29 protein-coding genes are annotated in these 23,456 nt (G+C 36.7%); 11 read left to right on the top strand and 18 right to left on the bottom strand.

The window, feature by feature from the left end; genetic code table 11:
- Nucleotides 1-487 precede the first annotated feature (487 nt).
- Nucleotides 488-1,324, top strand: coding sequence for a type II secretion system protein (locus tag VCM44_RS11070; protein ID WP_334678806.1), 837 nt, complete (start codon nt 488-490; stop codon nt 1,322-1,324).
- Between the two features lie 3 nt (nt 1,325-1,327).
- Here the strand turns inward: VCM44_RS11070 and VCM44_RS11075 are convergent, their stop codons facing one another.
- Nucleotides 1,328-1,615 carry a hypothetical protein gene (locus VCM44_RS11075; RefSeq protein ID WP_115361881.1) on the bottom strand — a complete coding sequence of 96 codons (288 nt, stop codon included), beginning with the start codon at nt 1,613-1,615 and terminating at the stop codon, nt 1,328-1,330.
- Between the two features lie 50 nt (nt 1,616-1,665).
- Between VCM44_RS11075 and VCM44_RS11080 the strand changes: the two genes are divergently transcribed.
- Nucleotides 1,666-2,013: a hypothetical protein gene (locus VCM44_RS11080; RefSeq protein ID WP_115361879.1), complete on the top strand. Its 348-nt coding sequence runs from the start codon at nt 1,666-1,668 to the stop codon at nt 2,011-2,013.
- Nucleotides 2,014-2,112: 99 nt separating this feature from the next.
- Nucleotides 2,113-2,385 carry a peptidylprolyl isomerase gene (locus VCM44_RS11085; RefSeq protein ID WP_334678807.1) on the top strand — a complete coding sequence of 91 codons (273 nt, stop codon included), beginning with the start codon at nt 2,113-2,115 and terminating at the stop codon, nt 2,383-2,385.
- A 3-nt stretch (nt 2,386-2,388) separates the two neighbouring features.
- Here the strand turns inward: VCM44_RS11085 and VCM44_RS11090 are convergent, their stop codons facing one another.
- Genes VCM44_RS11090 through coaBC form a run of 4 tightly spaced genes read right to left on the bottom strand, consistent with a single transcriptional unit; the run spans nt 2,389 to nt 6,181 of the window.
- Nucleotides 2,389-2,742: a hypothetical protein gene (locus tag VCM44_RS11090; protein ID WP_334678808.1), complete on the bottom strand. Its 354-nt coding sequence runs from the start codon at nt 2,740-2,742 to the stop codon at nt 2,389-2,391.
- Nucleotides 2,743-2,776: 34 nt separating this feature from the next.
- Nucleotides 2,777-4,096: a GTPase HflX gene (gene hflX, locus VCM44_RS11095; RefSeq protein ID WP_334678809.1), complete on the bottom strand. Its 1,320-nt coding sequence runs from the start codon at nt 4,094-4,096 to the stop codon at nt 2,777-2,779.
- On the bottom strand, nt 4,089-4,958 hold the full coding sequence (gene panC, locus VCM44_RS11100) for a pantoate--beta-alanine ligase (protein ID WP_334678810.1): 870 nt from the start codon (nt 4,956-4,958) through the stop codon (nt 4,089-4,091). Before panC ends, hflX begins: the two co-directional genes overlap by 8 nt.
- Nucleotides 4,958-6,181, bottom strand: a complete 1,224-nt coding sequence (gene coaBC / locus VCM44_RS11105) for a bifunctional phosphopantothenoylcysteine decarboxylase/phosphopantothenate--cysteine ligase CoaBC (protein ID WP_334678811.1) — start codon at nt 6,179-6,181, stop codon at nt 4,958-4,960. Before coaBC ends, panC begins: the two co-directional genes overlap by 1 nt.
- 99 nt (nt 6,182-6,280) lie before the next feature.
- Here coaBC and VCM44_RS11110 point away from each other — a divergent pair, with 99 nt between their 5' ends.
- Complete coding sequence (locus VCM44_RS11110) at nt 6,281-6,505, top strand: hypothetical protein (RefSeq protein ID WP_133296935.1); 225 nt, start codon at nt 6,281-6,283, stop codon at nt 6,503-6,505.
- On the opposite strand, the gene VCM44_RS11115 is transcribed toward VCM44_RS11110, so the two are convergent.
- From VCM44_RS11115 to VCM44_RS11125, 3 genes are read right to left on the bottom strand one after another with little or no spacing between them, the layout of a single operon-like run.
- Nucleotides 6,437-7,111 (bottom strand): type III pantothenate kinase, encoded by a 675-nt coding sequence (locus tag VCM44_RS11115; protein WP_334678812.1) that lies wholly within the window; start codon nt 7,109-7,111, stop codon nt 6,437-6,439. The two genes, VCM44_RS11110 and VCM44_RS11115, sit on opposite strands and share 69 nt — an antisense overlap.
- A complete protein-coding gene (panB, locus tag VCM44_RS11120) occupies nt 7,092-7,898 on the bottom strand; it encodes a 3-methyl-2-oxobutanoate hydroxymethyltransferase (protein ID WP_334678813.1) in 807 nt (268 codons plus the stop codon). The genes VCM44_RS11115 and panB overlap by 20 nt, the downstream gene beginning before the upstream one ends.
- Nucleotides 7,870-8,838: an NAD(P)-binding domain-containing protein gene (locus VCM44_RS11125; protein ID WP_334678814.1), complete on the bottom strand. Its 969-nt coding sequence runs from the start codon at nt 8,836-8,838 to the stop codon at nt 7,870-7,872. The genes panB and VCM44_RS11125 overlap by 29 nt, the downstream gene beginning before the upstream one ends.
- Nucleotides 8,839-8,877: 39 nt before the next feature.
- On the opposite strand from VCM44_RS11125, the gene VCM44_RS11130 reads away from it, so the two are divergent.
- From VCM44_RS11130 to VCM44_RS11150, 5 genes are all read left to right on the top strand, one after another.
- The gene (locus tag VCM44_RS11130) at nt 8,878-9,678 is read left to right on the top strand and encodes an aminotransferase class IV (protein WP_115361862.1); all 801 of its coding nucleotides are present in this window, start codon (nt 8,878-8,880) and stop codon (nt 9,676-9,678) included.
- The gene (locus VCM44_RS11135) at nt 9,675-9,887 is read left to right on the top strand and encodes a DNA gyrase inhibitor YacG (RefSeq protein WP_199506641.1); all 213 of its coding nucleotides are present in this window, start codon (nt 9,675-9,677) and stop codon (nt 9,885-9,887) included. The genes VCM44_RS11130 and VCM44_RS11135 overlap by 4 nt, the downstream gene beginning before the upstream one ends.
- A complete protein-coding gene (locus VCM44_RS11140) occupies nt 9,871-10,713 on the top strand; it encodes an inositol monophosphatase family protein (RefSeq protein ID WP_115361860.1) in 843 nt (280 codons plus the stop codon). Before VCM44_RS11135 ends, VCM44_RS11140 begins: the two co-directional genes overlap by 17 nt.
- 119 nt (nt 10,714-10,832) lie before the next feature.
- On the top strand, nt 10,833-11,867 hold the full coding sequence (locus VCM44_RS11145; protein ID WP_133296934.1) for a hypothetical protein: 1,035 nt from the start codon (nt 10,833-10,835) through the stop codon (nt 11,865-11,867).
- A gap of 37 nt (nt 11,868-11,904) precedes the next feature.
- On the top strand, nt 11,905-12,669 hold the full coding sequence (locus VCM44_RS11150; protein ID WP_334678815.1) for a HEAT repeat domain-containing protein: 765 nt from the start codon (nt 11,905-11,907) through the stop codon (nt 12,667-12,669).
- Here the strand turns inward: VCM44_RS11150 and VCM44_RS11155 are convergent.
- The 6 genes from VCM44_RS11155 to fabF form a co-directional block, all read right to left on the bottom strand.
- The gene (locus tag VCM44_RS11155; protein ID WP_115361854.1) at nt 12,666-13,067 is read right to left on the bottom strand and encodes a hypothetical protein; all 402 of its coding nucleotides are present in this window, start codon (nt 13,065-13,067) and stop codon (nt 12,666-12,668) included. The genes VCM44_RS11150 and VCM44_RS11155 overlap by 4 nt on opposite strands.
- Nucleotides 13,068-13,071: 4 nt before the next feature.
- Nucleotides 13,072-13,548 (bottom strand): transcription antitermination factor NusB, encoded by a 477-nt coding sequence (gene nusB, locus VCM44_RS11160; RefSeq protein WP_115361852.1) that lies wholly within the window; start codon nt 13,546-13,548, stop codon nt 13,072-13,074.
- On the bottom strand, nt 13,526-14,077 hold the full coding sequence (nrdR, locus tag VCM44_RS11165; protein WP_233500255.1) for a transcriptional regulator NrdR: 552 nt from the start codon (nt 14,075-14,077) through the stop codon (nt 13,526-13,528). The genes nusB and nrdR overlap by 23 nt, the downstream gene beginning before the upstream one ends.
- A 9-nt stretch (nt 14,078-14,086) precedes the next feature.
- Nucleotides 14,087-15,667, bottom strand: coding sequence for a YiiX/YebB-like N1pC/P60 family cysteine hydrolase (locus VCM44_RS11170; protein WP_334678816.1), 1,581 nt, complete (start codon nt 15,665-15,667; stop codon nt 14,087-14,089).
- Nucleotides 15,668-15,760: 93 nt separating this feature from the next.
- A complete protein-coding gene (glyA, locus tag VCM44_RS11175) occupies nt 15,761-17,011 on the bottom strand; it encodes a serine hydroxymethyltransferase (protein ID WP_334678817.1) in 1,251 nt (416 codons plus the stop codon).
- A gap of 17 nt (nt 17,012-17,028) precedes the next feature.
- Nucleotides 17,029-18,282: a beta-ketoacyl-ACP synthase II gene (gene fabF, locus VCM44_RS11180; protein WP_115361846.1), complete on the bottom strand. Its 1,254-nt coding sequence runs from the start codon at nt 18,280-18,282 to the stop codon at nt 17,029-17,031.
- Between the two features lie 192 nt (nt 18,283-18,474).
- Here fabF and VCM44_RS11185 point away from each other — a divergent pair, with 192 nt between their 5' ends.
- Together VCM44_RS11185 and VCM44_RS11190 are read left to right on the top strand one after the other, a co-directional pair.
- Nucleotides 18,475-20,049 (top strand): protein-glutamine glutaminase family protein, encoded by a 1,575-nt coding sequence (locus VCM44_RS11185; RefSeq protein ID WP_334678818.1) that lies wholly within the window; start codon nt 18,475-18,477, stop codon nt 20,047-20,049.
- The gene (locus VCM44_RS11190) at nt 20,049-20,309 is read left to right on the top strand and encodes a hypothetical protein (protein WP_115361842.1); all 261 of its coding nucleotides are present in this window, start codon (nt 20,049-20,051) and stop codon (nt 20,307-20,309) included. Before VCM44_RS11185 ends, VCM44_RS11190 begins: the two co-directional genes overlap by 1 nt.
- A 50-nt stretch (nt 20,310-20,359) precedes the next feature.
- Here the strand turns inward: VCM44_RS11190 and acpP are convergent, their stop codons facing one another.
- The 4 genes from acpP to VCM44_RS11210 all read right to left on the bottom strand — a co-directional run bounded on the left by acpP (nt 20,360) and on the right by VCM44_RS11210 (nt 23,416).
- Nucleotides 20,360-20,584: an acyl carrier protein gene (gene acpP, locus VCM44_RS11195; protein ID WP_115361840.1), complete on the bottom strand. Its 225-nt coding sequence runs from the start codon at nt 20,582-20,584 to the stop codon at nt 20,360-20,362.
- An 89-nt stretch (nt 20,585-20,673) separates the two neighbouring features.
- The gene (gene fabG / locus VCM44_RS11200) at nt 20,674-21,438 is read right to left on the bottom strand and encodes a 3-oxoacyl-ACP reductase FabG (RefSeq protein ID WP_162929500.1); all 765 of its coding nucleotides are present in this window, start codon (nt 21,436-21,438) and stop codon (nt 20,674-20,676) included.
- A gap of 8 nt (nt 21,439-21,446) precedes the next feature.
- Nucleotides 21,447-22,400: an ACP S-malonyltransferase gene (fabD, locus tag VCM44_RS11205; RefSeq protein ID WP_115361838.1), complete on the bottom strand. Its 954-nt coding sequence runs from the start codon at nt 22,398-22,400 to the stop codon at nt 21,447-21,449.
- Between the two features lie 17 nt (nt 22,401-22,417).
- The gene (locus VCM44_RS11210) at nt 22,418-23,416 is read right to left on the bottom strand and encodes a beta-ketoacyl-ACP synthase III (RefSeq protein WP_115361836.1); all 999 of its coding nucleotides are present in this window, start codon (nt 23,414-23,416) and stop codon (nt 22,418-22,420) included.
- Nucleotides 23,417-23,456 lie beyond the last annotated feature (40 nt).

Genomic DNA, 23,456 nt, shown 5'->3' on the forward strand with positions numbered 1-23,456 from the left:
AGTCTATTGTTTGCGGTGCTAGCTCCCCTCAAAAGGAGCAAGCAACTGACCGAGAGGAGTGCATTTATGCACGACGGTTCGACTCAGGAGCAATGGGAAGTCTCCGTAAGGAACCTCCCGCAATCATGAAGTGATTGCAAAAAAAGAATATCTTAAATAAAAAGATATATAGGGCCACCGAAAGGTGGCCTTTTTTGTTTGTGGTAAACAACCGAATCACGCGAGCTTCGCTCTTTGATTCTTGAATCACATCCATCTCTGCTTCAAAACTGCCCGTTGGGGCACTTTTGCCGCAGGATGTGCCTCAGGAGCAATGGGAAAGTTGGCGAGCAGAAAGCGACACTTTAGCTTCGCTAAAGTTAGCAAAAAATATCTAAGATAAAATAGATATATAGGGCCACCGAAAGGTGGCCTTTTTTGTACAAGTTCCCGAAACTACATGAAATACCTACTACCATAAAATCCATTTATCCACTAAAATATACCCATGCTTAAATTTACGAAAAATGAGAATGGTTTTACCTTAATGGAAATAGTTATTGCTGCGGGACTTTTGGGTTTCTTAGCTTTAGCGTTTATGAAATATCAGCAAAATCAGATTAAATCGACAAAGACAAATATCAATAAAACCGAGTTAAATAACTACTTTCAGGGGATGAAGGCCTATATGGGGAAGCCTGGAACTTGTAAAAGAACTTTTGAGAAGCTTGGACGCTTAGAGAATCGATTAATAGTAGAAAAGATTTTAAGACCTGATGGTGAAGCAAAGTATTCTCTTGAAGAAAAAGTGGCCGGTACTAACTATATTCTTTCATCGATGTATATAAGTGATTTATTTGTTAATAAGATTGAAGACCGCGAACTTCACCGCGGTGAAGCCGTCTTAAACGTTGAGCTTACGCGAATAAATAATGCTTCCTATGGAGCGAAAAAACTTAATAAGAGTTTTGAGATTGATATGTATGTTGATAATGAGAATAAGATCTCAGATTGTGGTGTTTTAGGAGGGCTTTATCTCCCACTTGGTCCTTCTGTAATTTCTAACACGCAAGCCACTAATGAATCTCAGGATGATAGCAGTAGTGAGAGTGTAAGTTCTGCAGATGACAGCAGTAGTGAGAGTTTAAGTTCAAAGGATGATATGGACAAGGTCTTTCAAAGGTCTATACAGGAAGCAAGTCAGAAAACGGGACAGCAAATTTCACAGGAAGATATCAAGAAGGCCGTTCAAGATAGTCCTGAACTTCAAAAGGCAATGGAGTCTTTAAAGGTACTTCAAGAATCAAATAAGAAGATGGAAGCCTTGATGAACGAAGAGTTTTAGCTCTTATTGATGAATTTTTCCATCGGGAAGACAAATTGAGCAACTACCTTCTTCTTCGATATGGGATGCAATTTCTTCATCCATCATTTCTTTGAGTTTTTCAATTTTATCAGCATTTGCACCTAGAGATTTAATGAGTGTTTCTGAAACTGAAGGGATAATAAGCTTTATATCAAGCCCCATTTCCTCAAGTTCCTCTGACTTCTCATATGCACGGTCTGCGTCTTCCATTGAAAACTCATATAGGGTAGAATTAGATAAGTTATCAATAATTTTAATGCGACTCGACATAAGATCTCCATTTCGATTATTGTTTTAATGTAACATATCAGGACCTAAACGTGAAAATTAAAAAACTATTCTTTCTATCCGACAACCAAATGATGATCACTGCTATAGAGGCTTTAGGTAAAGAGGTTGGAGGAGAGTTTTTTACGCTTTCAAATGAAGATGATGCTTTCCATTTCATCCGAGATATTGTGCCTGAAGTCATTCTCGTCGATATTTCAACAATTTCAGCTGAAACAATTAAGAAGATTGAAGCTGAGTTTTGTGAAAAAATTCCAGTTGTAGAGCTCGTAACTAAGGGAGAAGAAGGCGCAAAGCGCGTCATTCAAGCACCTCTTGATATTGCAAATCTCATGTCTAATCTCGATCGTATTTGTGGAGACTTCAATGGAGAAGGATGAGTTTTACATGTGGCTGGGACTGGCCGTTATCTTACTTGTAATAATAGGAACATACTATTGGCGATTTCATTCTTAAAAAATCTATTCAAAGGAAATAACATGAGCAAGATTCGTTGTGCCCACATATTGGTGGATCAAGAATTTGAAGCAAAAGACTTATTAAAAAAGATGCAAGAGGGGAAGAGCTTCGAAGAGCTTGCAAAAGATTATTCGAATTGTCCTTCTGGGCAACAAGGTGGAGACCTTGGTGAGTTTGGAAAGGGAATGATGGTGGCACCATTTGAAAAAGCTGCATTTGCTCTTGAGGTTGGTGAAATGTCACCAATCGTTAGAACGCAATTTGGATACCACCTAATTAAGCGATTGGCCTAGCCCTTAAGGTTGAGCAGGGCACTTGCTATCTAGAACAAGTACTTTGCCTTCTGAATCATTAATAGCAAGGCATGAGCTTTTCTTGGCCTTGATATTTTTGATAATCTCGTTATGGATTGCCATACAATGTCCATAGCCTGGAAGAGTGAAGATATCATGTCCTCGAGTGCTATAGAGATTAAGGCCATTAATAAAGCCTTGGCAATCAAGAACAATTTTATCGTATTTCTTATTCTTGATTAAGAACATAAAGTCCATATCAGTTCGGTGATATGATTCTACGTCAATTGTTGTTATTCCAGCAGAAGCTGTCCATGCCATAAGGCCAAGTGTGAGTGCGAGTAGGATTTTTTTCATACTCGCTTGTCGGATGATTCAATAGAAAACTTAGCTACACTTCTTCAAGTAGAGGGTCATGTGGCCCAAGCTCAAACTTTTGTAAACCTAATGGGTTATAAATAAAGTCAGGTACTCGGACTTGATAGTAGATCCCTTTTTCATGATTAGTTGTCTTAATTACGTTAGTTTTTGAAACAACGATTGAATGGGCAGCTCCAGCATCATAAGGAATAAATAGGTCGTAATTATTTTGTTTTTCTAAGAAGTAATCCACGACATATTGACGTAAATTATCAATGTCAGCTTTATCAAAACTTGAAATTACGAAGCTATTTGGATGCTTTCTCTTAATAATATTTTCAGCTATTTTATCATTTAATTTATCTTTCTTATTAAAGATAATGATACGTTCTTTGTCTTCAAGCCCTAGTTCTTTAAGAACATTGTTAGTAACTTCAAGATGTTTTTCGTAATTTGGGTCACTAATATCACAAACAATCATAAGAAGATCAGCTTCAAGAGCAGATTCAAGAGTTGTTTTAAAACCATCAATTAGAGTGTTTGGTAGGTTTGATAAGAAACCAACCGTATCGATAAGGATCATTGGCGGTTTTGTATCTGGGTTTAACATCCTAAAAGTTGAGTCAAGTGTTGCAAAGAGCTTGTCTTCTTCAAGTACATCAACACGACATAGGCGATTCATTAAAGAAGACTTACCTGCATTGGTGTATCCAACGAGTGCTGTCGTAATTGCTTTTTTTGACCTACGCTTCTTTTGTTCAATACGAGACTTTTCAACTTCTTTAAGCTCACGTTTATAGAACTCAATTCTTTCGCGAATAATACGACGGTCAAGCTCAATTTGTTGCTCACCCTCACCACCGCGAACACCAATACCTCCTTTTTGACGGCCAAGGTGTGACCAGAATCCGGCCAGTCGTGGAAGAATATATTGAAGACGAGCAATTTCAATTTGAATACGTGCTTCTTTTGTTCTTGCGTGCTCTGAGAAGATCTCAAGAATAATGTGGCAACGATCAACGACAGATAGCCCTGTCAGCTTCTTGATATTTCTAATTTGCGAAGAAGTTAACTCACAGTCAAAAACGAGTAGAGATGAGCCTTCGGCCTTTGCCGCTGCTGCAATTTCTTCAAGCTTTCCTGTTCCTAAAATCGTTCCAGCATCAACAGTCTTCTTATTTTGAATATACTGTTCACCTGTTTCAATATTTAAAGTACGCATTAGCTCTCGAAGCTCTTCTAAACTTCGAAGAGTGTCTTTTTCTGTCGCATGTTCTTTAAACTTAGGACAAATTAAAGAGACAAGGGAGGCCTTTGCCTCACGTGAGATATAAAATTCATTATCAAGCATATGTAATTTCCACTAGTCGGTTATCGATGATTCTCGTTGGACGATCTCCAACAAAATAAGCTCCAGCGATAACGACTTCTTTTGTATTTTGATCAACATCTTCAAGAGTCTTGCTATCTAGAATATCTAGATAGTCCCAAGCCTTATCAATAAGTGTTGATTCTAGTATTTCATTTAATTGTGCTCCAGCGTCTACCCAAGTATTGAACTTTAAAAGAGATTCAATAACTTCTAATTTTGTAGGAAGATTTAGAGCGATTTCTTTTTCTTCGTTTGATAAGTAACCATTTCGAGAAGAGAGGGCAAGTCCCGATTCTTCTCTTATAATTGGTACGGTTTTAATATCGATATTTAAATTTAAGTCCTGTGCCATCTTACGAATAACACATACTTGTTGGTAATCTTTTTGTCCAAAGTAAGCACGAGCAGGATTTATTAGAGTAAATAATTGGTAGACTACAGTTGTCACTCCTGCAAAATGAGTAGGACGACTCTTTCCACAAAGCTTTTCAGTTATTCCAGAAACACTAATCGTTGTATTGAATCCTGGAGGATAAACTTCGGCATTACCCTCTGGCATGAAAACGATAATATCGTTAGCACGATTGCCCGCAGTTTCTTTTATCTTATCGAGATCTTCCTGAGGAGTTCTTGGGTATGTTGAGAGGTCTTCATTTGCACTAAATTGTTTTGGGTTAACAAAAATTGTTAGAACAACTTGCTGACAGTCATTAAGAGCACTTTCAAGTAAGCTCATGTGTCCAGCATGAAGATTTCCCATTGTTGGAACAAGTCCAAGACTTTGGTGGGAAACTTCCTTCATTGTGTTAATAAGTTCATTACGTTTTGTGATAACTTTCACTATTTAATCCTCTCAAATATTTCTTTGGCCAATTGAAGCTTTGAAAGTTCTCCTTCAAAAGCAACTTTTCCATTTTCAAGAATCGTATATGTTGCACTATCATTGCCAAATCCTTGGCGTGCCTTATCACAAAGTCCACTATTTACATGAGTACCTATTAATAGCTTTGTTGGTTTACGATTATATTTGCTTTCCAAGACTTCTTTAGTCATTTGTGTCTCAGCTGCAAATCCAACAATACATTGAGAAGGACTTTGATTTGAAACTACATAGCTTAGAATATCTTGTGCTTTTTCAAATTCAAGTGAATTTGAGAGAGTGTCTTTCTTTAACTTGTCACCAGCGGTTTTAAATTTAAGATCACTAATAGCGGCAGTTGAAATATATGTATCAAAACGATTCTCAAGAGATTTCACTGCTTCATACATCTCATCCGTTGTACGAACCTTAATGATTTTAACTCCTGGAAGTTTTGCTAGGTGCTTAAAGCCATCGCATGAATTTTCTCCTAAAAGAACTGTGGTGCGATTGCCAAGGCGAAGGGATTGTTTTGCTATCTCAAGTCCTGTCTTTCCTGATGAAGGATTCGTCACAAAACGAACAGGATCAATTGGAGCAACTGTTGCACCTGCTGTAATGACAACATGAGGAGAGTTATCAGTGATACCAAGGTTTATGGCATCGTAATTTGTTAGCACTTCTTCTACATCGGGAATTTTTCCACTACCAGTATCACCGCAGGCGAGTGTTCCACTCTGTGGTGGATATATATAGATATGATCATACTTATCAAGACGATTTATTAAATCAATATTTTCTTGGGTAATTGGATTAGTCCACATCGAAGTGTTCATGGCCGGGTAAATAATTGTTTGAAACTTATCCCATCCTGCGAGGAAGACACTACTAAGTAGGTCATTGGCCTGACCCATGGCAAGCTTGGCTATCGTATTGGCACTGGCCGGGTAGATATGGAGCTTGTCGGCCCACTTTGCTAATTCTATATGAAGTACACTCTTTGACTCAATACTGCCGCTAAAGTCAGCACTCGCTTCGTAAACTTCTTGGGCGCCAAGGTATGAGTATAGGTTTGGGCAAACAAATTCCTTTGCTCCATTTGTTAAAATGACTTTTACTTGGTGGCCGGCCTTAACAAGTCCTCTGACAAACTCAATTGACTTGTAAGCGGAAACTGAACCACATACACCTACTAATATTTTCATATAGTTAACTTTATGGTTGTTAATACCCTGAGACTCCCTTATATATGTTTTAAAGGGTTTAGGCCATTGAATTTGAAACGATGTAACAAAGGTAAGTATATGAAATTTGGTAAGTTTTCGATTATTTCACAACGCGATGTTCAAGCATTGGGAGATACTTGTGAGCCAATTTATATAAACTATGATCACATTGTATCAATGAAGCCAATTAATATTGTTATTGATGGTGAAGTGCAAGAAGGTTACTGGATCCGACTAAGTAATGGGAAGAAGTACCGAGCTATCGAAATCCCTGCTAAGTTCAAAGAGAGCATGGTGCATTAGATCGCCTTGTTCATCTGCACAGTCTTGAAAGTTTCTAGCGTCACCACCGGTTACGATAACTTGATCAGTCTGAAATTTCTGAATTTCATTTTTAATCATTGAAAGATATTGAGTGAATGCTGTGCTAATGGCCTCTTTCGTATTTGCACATTCTCCTGCTTTTACATTATCAACTAGAGGAAGATTTTGTGAAAATGCCGGATAAGCTTTGAGGTAATTCCCAAGTCCAAGGTAGATGGGCCCGCCTCGATGGATTCCACTCTCTATATAGTCAAAAGTGATAAAACTACCCGCATCGATAATGAGAATATTTTCATTTGGAAACTTCTTTTGAAGATAATGTGAAATGATTTTTCGATCCACACCAAATGTTGATTGATCATAAGTAGACTTGAAGTCTTCTATTAGCCCAGCTGCAGCTATGGCAGACGATGGTAATTTGTGGATAATATTTTTGGATACATTTGAAAAAATGATTTTTTCATCTTTTTGAAATGTTGGATTAAAGTCTTCTGGCGTATAGCGAGTGATCTTTGAAAGAATATTATTTTCAAACTTCGCTACTTTAATAAATGTGTTGCCACTATCAATGGTGTAAGTCGGCATTATCAATTCCTTGAGGAATTTTCTTATCCTGAATATACTTTGAAACAAGCTCTAGCTTTAAGTCGTAAAAATTTGCAATTGGCTTACAGAAATTAGGGTACTTTCCTGGACCCATCTTTAAAAGGTCGTTGATTACGAGAACCTGTCCATCTGTACCGTTGCCTGCTCCAATGCCAATTGTTGGAATTGAAATCTCTTTTGTAATAAGATTTGCAATCTCTTCTGTTACACACTCAAGTACTAGGGAAAAACATCCGGCAGCTTCTAAGTCTTTTGCCTCTTTTAAAAGTCTTTCTTTATCGGCATCAGTCTTACCATGAGTATAGTATCCACCTTGTTGATGAACACTTTGAGGAGTTAAACCGATATGTCCCATTACAGGAATTCCACTTTGAGTTAAGCGGTTGATTATCTCAAGTTGATGAGGGAAAGCGCCTTCAAGCTTTAAGGCTTCAGCTTTTGTTTGTTGATAAATCTTGGTCGCATTTTCAATGGCCTTATTAAAAGTAGAATAAGAACCAAAAGGCATATCGACGATGACGAATTTATTAGGAGCACCTCTTTTAACGGCCGCTCCAAAGATTGCCATTTCTTCTAAGCTCACTTCAACAGTTGTATCGTATCCTAAAACGACATTTCCAAGGCTGTCACCAACGAGAATCATATCTAATTGAGTCTCATTTAACATTTGCGCTGTTTGGAAGTCATAGCAAGTGAGAACTTGCAGTGAAGTTTTAGTCTTTTCGGCTTTGAAGCTTCTAATTTTTCTCGTTGTTAACTTTTTCATTCACATGAACCAATTTTTTTCCAAAGCGTTGATAAACTTTGGAAATTTCAAGATTATCCCACTCACTTATAGCTTGTTTCAGCTGCATTTGGAAATCACTATGAAGAATTTCATGGGCAAATTGGCCATTATCGATTTCATTGTAGATTTTATGGAGTTTCTGCTGATACCCTTCATCAAATATCAGTGACTTAGCTTTCTCTCCACCCATGAAAGCATTAGGTGAAATTAATTTAAGAAGAGCACTTGGCCCGTGTTTAATCATAGCATCAGCAATGAGTTTTACCTCATGCCAACATTCGATATACGCAATCTCCGGCGAGTGACCCTTATTTACAAGAGTTTCAAAAGAAAGGCGTGCGGCCTGTGGAATGACTGAGCAAAGAAGAGACTGCTCTGAAAATAAATCACAAATTGTTTCTTCTCTAAAACTGCTCTCAATTGGACCAACAGTAATACCCAAATCTTTGGCCAACCTTTTAAGGGCATCTTTAGACTCAGCATCGCTATTGATAACAGCAGTTAAAGGTGCTTTTGTTTCATAACCAAATCTTAATTCACTTGCGATGGCCTTCGGTGCTAAGAGCATATGTTCGTGATGAGGAAGTAGCTTCCTTAGCTCATCGTATATAACACTGTAACCATGGGCATAAATAAATTTTTGCTTACTTTTCTTATTAGAAAATTTAAGTGAAGTTAAAATCTCTTTATGGGTATCATCAGGTGTAAGGATAATGATAAATTCGTATTGAGGTAGTGCAAGATTTTCAATATCAAGAACCTTAAAGCCTAATTCGTTGGCCAGCTCTATAGAAGAGCTATTTGATCGAAGGCCAATATGAATATTTCGCTTTGAGTCTCTTAGGTTCATTGCCCAAGATTTTGCTTGAGAGCCAAAGCCAATAATTAGAATTTCTTGATTATCACTATCTGTCATCATGATTTTTAGATATCATGTTTTATAACAATAAGGAAAGTTATGGCACAGGAAGTAATCTATTTTTCGAGAAAAGGTTTATCGGCAAGAGATGCATTTATTAATGAAGGGAACTTATGGGGGAATTCATTCTTTACCACGGCCCTTGTTCGCTCAGGTAAGGCCATATTTTGGGATCAACATCGAGCTCGACTTGAAAAGTGCTTCGAGTTTTGTTGGCCTAAGCAATTTGATAAAGGGCTTATCGATGAAGCACAATTAGCGACGGCCCAAATATTAGATGAATTTGTCCACATTGATCATGCTTATTTGAGAATAACTTTCTATCGTGAGTTATCTGGTGATATTCAGTTTTGGATATGGGCCTTAGAAAAAGAACAGGTGACTACACCTTTGAAGTTAACAACTCACTGTTATTATCCTGATCGAAATTTTCCCGACTATTTAAAACGTAGCGATTATCAATATCAGTTTAAGATAAGAAAAGAGGCCATTTTTAATGGTTATGATGATGTTCTCTTACTAGATCATGATTCGTATTTATTGGAGCTTCCCACGTCAAACCTAATTTTGAAAAAAGGGGATACTTATATAACTCCAACAGCAGAATATGGAGTCTTAGATGGAATCACTCTTGATCGGGTAAGATTTATGCTAAGTGAAACAGGCCATGAATTTAAAGAAATGCGAGTACATGCTGCTGAACTACATGAATTTGATAGCTGTTTTGCGACGAGTTCATTTAATGGCATAAGGCATATTTCAAGTATAGGTGAAGTAGCATATAATGAAGATAGTAAGATAAAAGATATGATCAAAGAATTTTACGGAGAAATTTGGTGACAAAGAAGTTGAATGTTAAGTGTCCTGAATGCTCACAAGAGTTTAATTATTATGAAAGTGAATTTAGACCATTTTGTAGTGAAAAATGTAAGATGGTTGATTTAGGGATGTGGCTAACTGAGAATTATACAGTGGCTTCACATGAGCCTCTTTCAGACTCTGACCTTGAAGCAGTTATAAAGAAGAGACAGGATGAAGAAGATTACTAAGAAAGATTTATTAGCTTATGAAGCGCAGCTTATTTCAATAGCAAAGGGAGCAGGTAAGATTCTTTCTCCTTATCAAAAAGATTTAGCTAATCTGAAAATTGATATTAAAGAAGCTCAAGGGGCAGTCTCTGCAGCAGACCATGCTTCTGAAGAGTATATAATTAAAAAGCTTAAAAAGTTAAATCCAGAGATTCCTGTTTTGGCCGAAGAAGACTTTTATAAGAAGTATCAAGGCAATTATAAATATTTAAAAGAATATCAAGACCATGATTATATGTGGGTTATTGATCCTTTGGATGGTACGAATAATTTTGTTCATGGACTTGAGCATTATTGTATTAGCCTCTCCTTAACATATAAGCTACAACCGGTTGTTGGAGTTATCTATATCCCTGAACGCAAAGAGACTTATTGTGCAACTAAAGGCAACGGTTCATACTTTATTAAGGGAAAAGATAAGAAGAGACTCAAGCAAAATAAATCTCGTTCAAAAGGTTTCTTATTAGCAACTGGCTTTGCTACTGAAAAAGGCAAGCCGTTCAATGATGAATTCCGTAAGTTTAAAAAAGTCATGACTAGTATCTCCGCTGTGAGAAGATTGGGCTCGGCGGCCATCGACTTATGTTATGTGGCCCAAGGAATCTTTGATGGTTTTTGGGAGAAGGGGCTTGCTCCTTGGGATGTGGCCGCAGGAAAGATCATTTGTTTAGAAGCTGGGGCAAAAATAACTGAGTATAATGGTCATGATCATAATATTTTTTCTAAGACAATCATAGTTGGCAGAAATCCTCTTTATAAGAAACTTAGTGAAATGGTTTCTGACTAAAAAACTCACCTTATAAATGGAAATAATGGGTTCATAATTGCTCTTTTTTCATATCTTTTAAATAATGCTGATTATGTTAAAATAATCAAAGGTTTATCTAATTTAAAAGGAATAAAGAAGTGACTGGTACTATTACAAGATTATCGAGAGAAATGATGTACGTTAGTGATAACGTCTTCTATATTTTGTTCTCAGTTCTTATATTGTTAATTTGTGTCATTGTCGTTTACTGGTTTTACACAAGAAAACGTATGCAGGAATTACAACATCAAATTCCAGCAAATGTATTAAAGAGCTATCTCGATTCAGTAATTCAAAATTCAAATGCGTTAAAGTCATCTCTATTTAGAGGTGGAGGGCTTGAGGCCGGAGAGGGGATACCATCTGTTGTTCCAGGTGGAAGTTTACCTACTGGTAATGTTGATGGGGCCCAGCTTGCAAGTAAGAATGCCGAAATAGCTGCCTTAAAAGGGCAAGTTGCAAATAAAGAATCTCTTATAAAAGATCTTGAAGCACAATTAAGTGCAGCAGGTAGTAGTGATGATTCAGAGTCAGCTGCTATTATCACAAAGTTAAATACAGAGATCGCAGACCTAAAGGCACAAATTGCAGCACTTAAAGCTGCTGGTGATTCTGCGGCTGCCTCTAATGAAGAAATTGATGCTCTTAAAGATGAAAGAGACGAACTACAGTCTCGTCTTAAAGAATATGAAATGATTGAAGGTGATCTTGCCGATCTAAGAAAGTTCAAGCAAGAAAACGAACAATTAAAAGCTCAACTTGCTCAAGCTGGTGGGGATCCAACTCCTGCTCAGCCTGAACCTGAAATCGATCCAACTCCGGCCGAAGAGCCTGAGATTGATGTTACTCCTGAGCCTGCTGAAGTTCCAGTTCCTGAAGAAGAGCCTACGACTCCTCCAGAACCTGAAGAAGTTCCAGCGCCTGAGCAGCCACAGCCGACTCCTGAGGAGCCAATTGCAGAAGCTGCACCAGAGCCAGCACCTGAACCAGTTGCTGAAGAAGCGCCGGCACCTATTGAAGAAGCCGCGGCCCCTGCTGCTGAAGCTGCACCTGAAGAAGCTAAGGATGATGGAGCAGGTGAACAGAAATCAGCTGAAGAGTTACTAAGCGAATTTGAAAAAATGTTAGGATAATATTTAGAGCAAATTTTTTTGCAGACAAGGATGTCTTTTGAAGAAACTACTTTTAATTGTAACGATACTTGCAAGTTTAAATACTACTGCCGCAGTTAACCAAAAGGCACAGCGTTCTGTTCTAACTCAAAAGCTAGAAAGACAATTCAAATATAATATGAAAACAGCAGATATGGATAAGCTTAAGAAACAAGTCTTAAAGCTTAAAGGAAAGTCTGTTGCGGCCCTTATAAATGTCATGAAAAGTGATAAGTACCCAGATAAGAATCGTTGGATGGCAACATTCTTACTTGGAAGAATTATGGGGAAGAAGTCGGCACCATTTATTTCAAAATTCACAATGCACCCAAATTGGGTAATGCGAATGGCCGCTTTAAAATCTCTACTCGCTCTAGGGCAAACTGAATATACTGATATTTATAAAAAGTCTTTAAAAGATAATTCTCTAATTGTTCGTTACCAAGCACTTGAAAACGTAAAGAAGCTTAATCTTACAGGGCTTGCTCCAAATATTTGGGCAATGCTTTATGATAAGAGAAATTATCATATTAATGAAAAATTAAAGTCATCTAAAAGGGCCCATATTGTAAAAGAAATTATTAATACAATTGGAGATCTAAAATTTGAAAAGGCCCAAGGTCCACTTTTATCGATGATTCAAAAACCGAAGTATTCTGATATTCATTCTGAAATATCTGATACGTTAGAAAAGATTACAGGACGCCGAGCTCCTAAAACTAGTCTTAAGGAAAAGAAAAGATTCTGGTCTAAATTTGCTCAAGCAAAAGTGGTTATTCGCTAATATTCAAAGTGGTGAATTTGAAGGCTTGGGTGGTGAAATTTAAATGAATTTCCAGTGGGCTTTATAATTACAACTTCACATTCATTTTCTATATCGTATTGCTTATCAAGAATAGAGATAAATTGATTGATTTCATTCTTAGTTGGAGTCTTTGGTATCTGACTAAAAATGATATTAAGTTGCTGTCCAAAGTTTTTTGAAAAGAAGAAATGAGAATAATCTTCTTTTATTAAGTCTTGATTCTTCTTTTTTAGAATTCGTTCTTCTAGAGTTCCGTCAACCAGATGGTTAATTGCCTCAATCACATCGATAGAGTTAGAAGATGACTGGTCATATAGACAAATCACTGCTCCTACTCTTTCGTTTACTAATGTGAAGATCTCTTCTTTTACTGACATATCGTTAAGACTTACTCACTCTGTCTAAAAGACCATTTACAAAGTTCTTAGAGTCTTCTTTCCCGTAACTCTTTACAAGATTTACATATTCATTGATTGCTACATTATTTGGTGTTTCTTCAAATTTAATCTCATAAATACCAAGGCAGATAATAGCTCTTTCAATAGCATCAACAGAGTCAAAACTTCTTTTTAGAATACACTCCGAAGCTGTGGACTTAATGCTTTCAAAGTTTTTGATAACACCTGTGATAAGCTTATTTCCATAATTTTGAACACTTGGATTTAATTCATTATCACTGTGTTCATCATCTTCTTTAATATATGACTCTTCAAACTCTTCAATATCAACTTTTAATTTCTCAAGGTCAGATTGGTAGTCACTTAAATCATTTTTGAAATCTTTAAGAAAGAGTTTGTAGATGAATTTAAATGCAAAGCTTCTAGCAGCTGATTTATTATTGAATGCTTGGTTTTTCACTTAGTATATCCTTATTGATAAAAATCTTTTCTTTTATATTTGTAAATTGCCCAATACTTTTTTGTAAACTTTCAATGAAGCCATCAATGTCATTAAAGTTCCAATAAAAAGAAGCATAACGAACATAGGCAACAGGGTCTAATTCGTATAACTTTTCCATCACAACTTCACCAACAACCTTGGCCACAACTTCAGTATTATTCTTTTGAGATAAAGTCATTTCAACATCATCAATTAATCGGTTAATTTGTGCTGTTGTTAAAGGTCTTTTTTGACATGCCTTATTGATACCTTTTGAGATCTTTTCACGATTATATGGCTCACGTCTTTTGTCATTTTTAACAATGGCCGGAACCTGAAGCTGAAGCTTCTCATAAGTTGTGTAGCGAAAATCACACTTTGGGCACGAACGTCTACGGCGAACAGCAAGTCCATCCGAAAGATGACGCGAGTCGATAACTTTAGTGTTTGGTGTTTGGCAATTTGGGCAATACATAATTATTTCTATCATAATTGAGATGCATTGCATATTCCCATTTTAGTTTTGAGAGGAAATGGTTCGAAAATTTTCCTCAAGGTCTTCTAGAACTTCTTTACCATTTCGATATAGTAGAACTGTGAAGAAGTCTTTTTCTTCACCGGTGCGCTGTGTAATCTTATACGGAGAAACTGCTTCTTGTTTATACATATGTGACTTATCCCAATTCACTTGAGGAAAGCTGTCAAAGACGAGCTGCGCAAAAGATACTTTCTCTTTATCTTGTGGATTCATTGAGTAATCATAAGGTTTTCCAAGATTGCTAAAGGCAAGAGTTAGGCCTTTAACTGTTTCTTCGTAGCTAAGTCTTCGTTTTCTAACAATTGCAATATCGTCTTGATTTAATATCGAGCTCATATTCTTAAGTTTAACCCCTTGTCTGGTTGAGACTAGGAAGTTTAACTCTTTCGTTTGAATTTTTTCTTGATGCTCTTTGATCAGAGGATGAGTGGAAAGTCCTAATTTTACAATATCGTCCCAGCTTCCAATCCAGATTCCTACATTATCCCAAAACTTTTCAACAACAGCATTGTTGAAATTATTTTCATTATGAATAAAGACAATATCCATAGGTTTTAGTTGATAGAGTAGATGTGCTTTTTCATTCTTACCAATTTTTGTCACTTCACCATAAGTTGGGTTTTCAAACTTGATAGACTTCTTAAAGTAAACAGCAAAGCGCTTGTCTACTGTCGTTGCCATCTTTGCAACTATATCGTGGATCACTTTAGTTTCTTGATTCCATCTCTTTTTCTTGTGAAGCTCTTTGTGAACATTACTATAAACTAGAGTCTCTTCAATTAAAGGGTCAATATAGTAAGAAAGTTTTGATTTTGTTTTTGCCTTCTCAAAGATCGTGATATCTCGATACATCGATAAGAGATTTGCTAATTTCATATGTGAAGGAGAGTTCTTTAACTTCTCTTCTAACTTCTCATGGTATAGTTCAAGTTCTTTTTGAAGTGTTGGGTCGGATTCAATTTTTATTGCCTCTGCAATTTTTCTTTTAAGTAAAAGATGATTTTCATAAATCGCAATATTAGCAATGAGACCGACTTTTATGGCCTTAAATGTATCTTGTCCAATTTCATCATAAGGATTGATTATAGCAAAATCGACATCTCTTTCTTTTCTTTTAAGCTTTCGATTTCCTACGAAATATATTTCTTTTCGTTGTTCTATCGATGAAATTTTATCAGTGCGTATTTCAAAGCGAGTAGTAGGGTCAGTTACCCAGTCAATATTCTTCAAAAAGCGATTTAGATTAGCAGTAATTTTTTGGTTTTGATTAAAGTAGGGAGAAATAAACTTCAAGGAGTTTTGATCTTCTTTCTTTTTTGCATTAGCAAAATTCTTTCTCCAAACTAAATTCAATTCGATTTCTTCTTGTAGCTTATAGAGATTATCTTTATTAATCTCAAATTCAGAAGGATGGTATTGTCCTTTTACTGAAGCGATGTAGCGGCTAACAGAGCTACGATAATTATCATAGGCCATCTCAATTTGATCGACACTAGCACATGAGCTCAACAGAGAGCTTGCTGATAAATATAGTAGTAATTTCGAAATGTTAATCCTCATCAATCTTTCCTCACTGAAAGACTTATCGGATAGCTAAGACAATAAATTTAGGAGATGAAAAAGGGAGCTGAAAAGCTCCCTAATGTATTGAAATTAGTATACTGGAAATTCTTTGCAAAGAGCTTGGACCTGTCCTTTTATATCTGCAAGAACACTTTCATTCTCTGCATTCTTAAGGGCCTCAACTATCCAAGTTCCTATCTTCTTCATTTCGTCCTCTTTCATTCCTCTCGTTGTAAGAGCTGGAGTTCCAAGACGAATACCTGAAGTAACAAATGGTGATCTTGTATCACCTGGAATCATATTCTTATTACAAGTAATACCTGCTTGCTCAAGGGCCTTTTCTGCCACTTTACCAGTTACTCCTGCTGGATCTGTTTTCATAAGAACAAGGTGGTTATCTGTTCCACCTGAAACTAGTTCCATACCAAGATCTGTTAACTGCTTAGCAAGGGCCTGTGCATTTGTAATAACTTGTTTTTGATACTCTTTGTATTGTGGATCAAGTGCTTCTTTGAAAGATACTGCTTTTGCTGCAATAACATGCTCTAGTGGGCCACCTTGAATTCCTGGGAAGACATTAAAGTTAATTTTCTTTGCTAGCTCTTCATCGTTTGTAAGAATGATTCCACCACGTGGACCTCTTAACGTCTTATGAGTTGTCGATGTGACTATATGAGCGTGTGGAAATGGTGAAGGATGAAGACCTGCGGCAACAAGACCTGCAATATGGGCCATATCAACTAATAGATAAGCACCAACTTCATCAGCAATTTCTCTAAATTTTGCAAAATCAATTGTACGAGGATAAGCACTTGCACCAGCTACAATTACATTTGGCTTATGTTCTTGAGCTGCACGTCTTACATCTTCATAGTCAATCATTTCAGTTTCTGGATTAAGTCCGTAAAATTTTACATCAAAATACTTTCCAGAAAAATTAACCGGTGATCCATGTGTTAAGTGACCACCTTCAGATAGGTTCATCCCTAAGATTCTGTCACCAGGTGAGATGATAGAAAAGTAGGCTGCCATATTAGCACCTGATCCTGAGTGTGGTTGAACGTTGGCAAATTTACAACCAAAGACTTTACATAGGCGATCAATTGCAATTTGTTCTACTGTATCAACAACTTCACAACCACCGTAGTAGCGTTTCTTTGGAAGACCTTCAGCGTACTTATTTGTAAGAACTGAGCCTTGGGCCTGCATAACTGCTTTTGATGTATAATTTTCAGAAGCAATAAGTTCAAGACCTTCTTCTTGTCTTGCTAATTCTTTATTAGTTAATGAGAAAATTTCCTCATCCATTTTTTCTAGGCTAACGGCGTCTTTATGAAACATCTTAATCCTTTTTGACTTTAAACTTTCTTTAATACGAGTGACGAATTTGTCGAACCGAATCCAAAAGAATTGTTAAGCGCATATTTAATATCTTTTTTAACGGCCTTATTTGCCGTGTAATTAAGATCGCACTTCGGGTCCTGATTGTCGATATTAATAGTTGGAGGAATCGTTCCAGTGTGTAGCGCAAGCGCTGTAAAGACTGTTTCAATACCACCAGCTGCACCAAGAAGGTGACCAGTCATTGATTTAGTTGAAGATACATTAATTTTCTTTGCATGCTCTTCACCAAGAACACGCTTAATAGCACCAGTTTCAGCAACGTCACCCAGAGGAGTCGAAGTTCCGTGTGCATTAACATATTCGATATCTTCTGGAGAAATTCCTGCGTCTTCGATTGCTTTTTTCATACAACCATAAGCACCATCACCCTCAGGATGAGGAGCTGTAATATGGTGAGCATCTGAAGTTGCTCCATGTCCTGCTACTTCAGCGTAAATCGTTGCTCCACGCTTAACAGCACTTTCATAATCTTCAAGCACTAGAATCCCAGCACCTTCTCCCATAACGAATCCATCACGATCAATATCAAATGGTCTTGATGCTTTTGTTGGCTCATCAACTCTTTTTGAGAATGCCTTCATATTAATGAAACCACCCATACCTAGGTTACAGATTACGGCTTCAGTTCCACCTGTAATCATTAGGTCATGACGGCCAGATCTAATCTCTTCAACAGCATTTGAAATAGCGTGGCATGAAGATGCACAAGCAGATGAAACTGTGTAGTTAACACCCATAAATCCATGCTTAATACTTAATACACCTGATGCCATATTTGGAATGATAGCTGGAATGAAGAAAGGAGAAATACGTCGTGGCCCTTTTTCAACAAAAGCTCTTGCAGTTTGTTCTGTAATAGGGAAGCCACCAATTCCTACACCAAGAATTGCACCTACTTTATACTTATCAAACTCTTCAAGATTAACTCCAGAGTCTTTTAAGGCCTCATCTGTTGCATGAAGAGCAAAGTGTATAAAGCGGTCATATTTCTTGGCCTCTCTTGCTTCCATTATATCTTCTGAAAGTTCGAAGTCCTTTACCTCTCCAGCAATCTTGATTGCAAGATCTGGTACTGGCCAACTTTCAACTTCTGAGATTCCTGACTTTCCTTCAACAATCCCATTCCATACTTCTTTTGTGTTTTTACCTAGGCCACAGATTGTTCCTAGTCCTGTTATAACTACACGGCGATTTCTATTTGTCGTCATATACATATCCTTATTTTTTCCTAGTATTTGATAATTTTGAAGGCCATTTGACAAGTCTTTGAGGCTCTTAAATTTTACAGAATTCAATGGGTTCTGTTTAAATTTAAACGATATTTCAATAAGTTATAAGAAATAGCGAATTTAATTCTTAATAAGTTAATATTTTTAGGTAATTACCCCGATAATGCCTCTATGACTAAAAATATTATCCTATCGGTTTTGTCAATTTTTTCTATTTACACACATGCAGCATCAGTTGTCTTCTCTGATGATCTCAGCTTTGATAATTGTAAGGCTCCTTCAAATGTACCAGTTGTCGTTTGTGAAAACGGTGGAAAAAGAGCGATTGTTCAAATCAATAGCAGGGGACATCTTTTAGGTCTTGTTACTGAAGGTGGGACTTCAAAAACATTTGCTGTTAAACAGATCGTTGAAAATGGTGTTCCGACATATTACAACAGCTTAAGTGATAAGATTAATGAGGAGAGAGCAACCTCAGAATTCACAACACCTATTACAAAGTTACAAGAAATTGCAGAAAGAAAAAAATCAATCGAACAAGCGATAGAAATTGCTAAAAAAGAAAATAGTAATATTTTAGAAGATCTTGAAGATTTTGATAGTGACTTAGATGATAGCTTAAATAAGTTAAAATCAGTTGTTGCTCAGGCTTCAAACTTATTATGGGTTAACACTAAAAAAGATGGAAATATTCATTGTGAGATGAGTACAAAGTGTCCCATTAAAAAGTGTGGAGACAATCATTTCTTTATTTTTGATCCTTCTCGAAATATTTTCATGCCAATTAACTACACTCGTGACTCACGAGGTAATGCAAAGTTTACCAAGAGTGATTCTCAAATAACTATAGCAAGAACAATGAATGGTGCAGTCCTAGAATTAAATGACGATTATAAAACATCTCGTTTAACAGCTGCAAGAAAGGCACCTCAAAACTTACAAAGTAATCCTACGGCCTATTTTAGTTTTCAAGATGCCCGCTTTAGTGATTATCTCAAGACAATCATTCCACATTGTTCTCAGAACATTAAAGACGATATTATTAGCCTTGGTGTACAAACTAATAATGAAAGAGCAAACCTAGACTTTGTTCATCTTGTTGAAGTTGTTAATGGCACTATCAATAGTCAGTATATTAATAAGAAATTCCTTCCAAAAAATAGCTGTCGTGATGGTGATTCATATTACACGGCCGAAAGTTATAAAGAGTCGCAAGAATTTGTTCCTCGATCAAGTGGTGTTATCTCTTGGAAAAAAGCAGGAGAGCTCTTTGATAAAGCAAAGAAAATGAAAGAGTTAACTTGGCGTTATACAGCAGATGGTTGTTATGCCAGAGCTGAACTTATGGTTAATATGATGGAAGAAGAAGGAGTCATTGCTGATAAGGCATGGACCTCTGGATATTTGAAATCAAAATCTTCACCTCATCCATGGTCTTACCATGTTGCTCCAGTAGTATATGTTAATAATGGGCGAGGTCATGTACAAAAAATGGTTATTGACCCTGCCGTTGCAGATCGCCCAGTTGAGCCTGATGAGTGGTTAAGGCTTATGGGTGTTAATGAAAAGAACCTCGATCAAGTTGGCTTCCCACCAAGTTTAGATGCTGTCTCAGTTGGTCGAAATACATTTACGATTTCTGATCGAAGTACATTTCATCCTCAGGACAAGACAAGACTTACAAAAGAGCAAAGGGTTACTGCCGCGAGAGCTCTTTTAACTGATTTAGGTAAGAGGTTACAATAATGCACAAGGTATTTTTAATTCTTTCAATATTATGTAGCTCTGTTTTTGCCTCAAGTATTAGTAGTGCAAAGTACACTGTCTCAAAGATTATTAATAAAGATGGAAAAACTCTTGTTTCCTTTATTGAAAGTGCAACTTTTTATAAGGCAAATGAAAAAGAGTTAAAGTGTATTCAAGAATCAACTAAGAATGATAGAAAAGTTAAAATAGATTACGACTATAAAACATATGAAATAAAGTCATGTAAGATTGTAGAATAAAAAAAGCCTGCAAATAGCAGGCTTTCTTTCTATCTAAAATTTAAATTAGATTATTGCTTAGACTCAAGGTACTTAACAACGTCTTGAACAGACTTAAGACCTTCTGCATCTTCTTCTGGAATTTGAATATCAAATTCATCTTCCATTTTCATCATAAGTTCTACGATGTCTAATGAGTCAAGGTTTAGATCATCTACGAATGATGTTGAAGCGTTGATTTTTGCGATATCGATTTTTGTTTGATCCGCTACTAGTTGAATTACTTTTTGTTCCATATTTGTCTCCTAATTAAATATTAAGCTTTAAACTCAATCTCTCTCTATTAGTTATGTTAAATTTTTAATTTTAGTATATTAATATTTTTCTAGATATAAAGTCCACCGTCAATTTTAATTACTTCACCAGTTATATATCCTGACGCTTGGCTAAGAAGAAAACAAACGAGGTTTGATACATCTTCAGTTGACCCAAAGCGTGAAGTTGGAATTGAAGCAATATAGGCTTCTTTAGCCTTTTCTTCGAGAGAATCAGTCATATCAGTTTCAATAAAACCTGGACAGATTGCGTTACAGCGAATGTTGCGGCTAGCTAATTCTTTCGCTACTGACTTTGTTGCTCCAATTAGCCCCGCTTTAGAAGCAGAGTAAGCTGTTTGTGAAATATTACCCATTAGGCCAACAATTGAGCTGATATTAACAATTGATACATTCTCGGCCTTTAGGAAACCACGAGAACAAATACTTGTTAACATGATTGCACCCTTTAGGTTTGTATCAATAATTGCATCCAGATCTGCTTTTCTCGTTCTAAGGATAAGGCTGTCTTTTGATACTCCGGCATTATTTACTAACCCCTCAAGTGGGCCATATTCTTTTGTGAAGTCGTTTACTGCAGTCTTCATTTGTTCTTCGTTATTTAGATCAAACATGAGTCCTGTTACATTTGAAGCACCAAGCTCTTTTAGTTTTGCTTCTACTTCTTTTGCGACCTCTTCTTTACCTTCACGATAATTGAAGACAACGTGAGCACCTTGAGTTGCAAGAGATTTTGCAATCTCTAAACCGATACCACGGCTAGCACCAGTGATTAGAACTTTCTTATTTTTAAGGTCATTATAAGTTGCAATCATATATGCTCCTATGAGTTTAAAGCTTCTTTTAGCTCGTCAAATGCACCGTCTTTATCAAGTGAGATGACTTTTATATTGCGGTTAATTTTTCTAGCAAGTCCCATTAGCACTCTTCCTGGCCCAACTTCAATACAAAGAGTATCGTCATCAAGACTCTGGAAACTTTGAGTCCATAGTACAGAACCATCAATTTGCTTAATGAGGTTCTCTTTTACGATGTCACCGTCTGTACCAATTTGATACTTTTTGGCATCGATGTTGGCAATATAAGGAATTGTCGTTTTATTAAAAGTTACGTCATTAAAAAATGCTGCCATATTCTCTCGAGCTGGCTTCATTAGGCTTGAATGGAAAGGAGCACTTACTTTAAGTTCAACAGTCTTATGTGGATCAGAAAAGTTTTCTGAAATCCAAGCAACGGCCTTATCACATGCATCAGCATGTCCTGAGATAACTATTTGACCAGGTTCATTGAAGTTTGCTGGCATAACTTCATTACCTTCTGATGAAACTTCTTTACATGCCTTTTCTACAATTTCTGCTGGCACTCTCATGACAGCATACATTTTACCCATTCCTGCTGGAACGGCTTCTTGCATATATTTTCCACGATTGTGCACAGACTTTAGTGCGTCTTCGAAACTTAAAGTACCGGCAGCGACAAGCGCAGGGTATTCACCAACTGAGTGGCCAAGAACACATGATACTTCAATTCCTGCTTCGTCTAAAATTTCTTTGGCTTTTTGATAAAGGCCAATTGAATAAGTAAGAATTGCTGGCTGTGTATTTTGAGTTAGTGTTAACTCTTCAGCAGGACCTTCAAGCATAATTTTTGAAAGATCATAACCAAGAGTCTTATTTGCTTTTTCTAGTAATTCGAAAGAAGGGTGTCCTTCAAGACTTTTTCCCATTCCAACATATTGTGATCCCTGACCAGGGAAGATTAATACTACTTTCTTCATATCAATAAACCTTTTAATTAGTATTTAAGTAATGTAGCACCGCTTGTTAATCCGGCACCAAATGCATCTAGTAATAATAATTGTCCGCGCTTAATTCGACCGTCTGTAATTGCTTCGTGCATTGCAATCGGTACTGTGGCCGCAGATGTATTGGCATACTTATCAATATTTATAATAACTTTTTCAGGATTGATTCCTAAAAGTTTTCCTGTTGTTTCAATAATTCTCACATTCGCTTGATGAGGAATTAGCCAATCGACTTCTTCAAGATCCTTTCCTGCTTTTTCTAAAACTTTCTTTGCATTATCTGCAAGTGTTCTAGTGGCAACACGGAACATTTCTTTTCCTTTCATTTGCATATAGTGAGTTCTATTTTCTAAGTGCTCAGCTGTGATTGGATCAATTGCTCCTCCAACTGGTTGGTCGAAGAATTCTTTTCCTGAACCGTCGGCACCAAGCTCAAGTGATAGGATATCTGAATCATCACCATCTTCATTGGCCCCAATAATAGCAACACCACAACCATCTCCAAAAAGAATACAAGTGTTACGATCTTCCCAGTTAACTTCTCGTGATAACATTTCAGAACCTACGATTAGTGCATTTTTAATTGCACCCATTTTTATCAGTCCTGTGACCATATTGATTCCGTAAACAAATCCAGAGCAAGCTGCTGCAATATCGATTGCCGCACACTTATTTGTAATGCCTAGTTTTTGTTGAAGAATACATGCTGTATTTGGTAGCTTGTAATCAGGTGTAACAGAAGCAAAGACAATCATGTCGATATCATTTGGTTCCATTCCAGCTGTTTTTAATGCATCCATTGTTGCATGATAGGCCATATCACTTGGCCATTCTCCACCTTCAGTAGAGCAGATATGTCTTTGGCGAATACCTGTTCTTTCAAAGATCCATTCATCACTAGTTTCAACCATGCTTTCGAGGTCGACATTTGTTCTAACTTCTTTAGGAACGTAGATCCCTGTTCCTTTAATTTTAACTTTTGTATTCATTTAAAATTCCTAACCTTGGTTATAAAAATTGGCCCTATTT

The organism is Halobacteriovorax sp. DPLXC-1 (assembly GCF_036903125.1).
Lineage (GTDB): Bacteria > Bdellovibrionota > Bacteriovoracia > Bacteriovoracales > Bacteriovoracaceae > Halobacteriovorax_A > Halobacteriovorax_A vibrionivorans.

What these genes read in the sequence shown, in the direction of transcription:
- VCM44_RS11090 (WP_334678808.1), bottom strand. Translation starts at nt 2,742, where the DNA reads ATGAAAAAAATCCTACTCGCACTCACACTTGGCCTTATGGCATGGACA.
- hflX (WP_334678809.1), bottom strand. Translation starts at nt 4,096, where the DNA reads ATGCTTGATAATGAATTTTATATCTCACGTGAGGCAAAGGCCTCCCTT.
- VCM44_RS11210 (WP_115361836.1), bottom strand. Translation starts at nt 23,416, where the DNA reads ATGAATACAAAAGTTAAAATTAAAGGAACAGGGATCTACGTTCCTAAA.
- fabD (WP_115361838.1), bottom strand. Translation starts at nt 22,400, where the DNA reads ATGAAGAAAGTAGTATTAATCTTCCCTGGTCAGGGATCACAATATGTT.
- acpP (WP_115361840.1), bottom strand. Translation starts at nt 20,584, where the DNA reads ATGGAACAAAAAGTAATTCAACTAGTAGCGGATCAAACAAAAATCGAT.
- nrdR (WP_233500255.1), bottom strand. Translation starts at nt 14,077, where the DNA reads ATGCAATGCATCTCAATTATGATAGAAATAATTATGTATTGCCCAAAT.
- VCM44_RS11085 (WP_334678807.1), top strand. Translation starts at nt 2,113, where the DNA reads ATGAGCAAGATTCGTTGTGCCCACATATTGGTGGATCAAGAATTTGAA.
- VCM44_RS11115 (WP_334678812.1), bottom strand. Translation starts at nt 7,111, where the DNA reads ATGCCGACTTACACCATTGATAGTGGCAACACATTTATTAAAGTAGCG.
- panB (WP_334678813.1), bottom strand. Translation starts at nt 7,898, where the DNA reads ATGAAAAAGTTAACAACGAGAAAAATTAGAAGCTTCAAAGCCGAAAAG.
- VCM44_RS11130 (WP_115361862.1), top strand. Translation starts at nt 8,878, where the DNA reads ATGGCACAGGAAGTAATCTATTTTTCGAGAAAAGGTTTATCGGCAAGA.
- VCM44_RS11185 (WP_334678818.1), top strand. Translation starts at nt 18,475, where the DNA reads ATGACTAAAAATATTATCCTATCGGTTTTGTCAATTTTTTCTATTTAC.
- VCM44_RS11125 (WP_334678814.1), bottom strand. Translation starts at nt 8,838, where the DNA reads ATGATGACAGATAGTGATAATCAAGAAATTCTAATTATTGGCTTTGGC.
- glyA (WP_334678817.1), bottom strand. Translation starts at nt 17,011, where the DNA reads ATGTTTCATAAAGACGCCGTTAGCCTAGAAAAAATGGATGAGGAAATT.
- VCM44_RS11155 (WP_115361854.1), bottom strand. Translation starts at nt 13,067, where the DNA reads ATGTCAGTAAAAGAAGAGATCTTCACATTAGTAAACGAAAGAGTAGGA.
- VCM44_RS11190 (WP_115361842.1), top strand. Translation starts at nt 20,049, where the DNA reads ATGCACAAGGTATTTTTAATTCTTTCAATATTATGTAGCTCTGTTTTT.
- VCM44_RS11110 (WP_133296935.1), top strand. Translation starts at nt 6,281, where the DNA reads ATGAAATTTGGTAAGTTTTCGATTATTTCACAACGCGATGTTCAAGCA.
- VCM44_RS11140 (WP_115361860.1), top strand. Translation starts at nt 9,871, where the DNA reads ATGAAGAAGATTACTAAGAAAGATTTATTAGCTTATGAAGCGCAGCTT.
- VCM44_RS11075 (WP_115361881.1), bottom strand. Translation starts at nt 1,615, where the DNA reads ATGTCGAGTCGCATTAAAATTATTGATAACTTATCTAATTCTACCCTA.
- VCM44_RS11070 (WP_334678806.1), top strand. Translation starts at nt 488, where the DNA reads ATGCTTAAATTTACGAAAAATGAGAATGGTTTTACCTTAATGGAAATA.
- coaBC (WP_334678811.1), bottom strand. Translation starts at nt 6,181, where the DNA reads ATGAAAATATTAGTAGGTGTATGTGGTTCAGTTTCCGCTTACAAGTCA.
- fabG (WP_162929500.1), bottom strand. Translation starts at nt 21,438, where the DNA reads ATGATTGCAACTTATAATGACCTTAAAAATAAGAAAGTTCTAATCACT.
- fabF (WP_115361846.1), bottom strand. Translation starts at nt 18,282, where the DNA reads ATGACGACAAATAGAAATCGCCGTGTAGTTATAACAGGACTAGGAACA.
- VCM44_RS11170 (WP_334678816.1), bottom strand. Translation starts at nt 15,667, where the DNA reads ATGAGGATTAACATTTCGAAATTACTACTATATTTATCAGCAAGCTCT.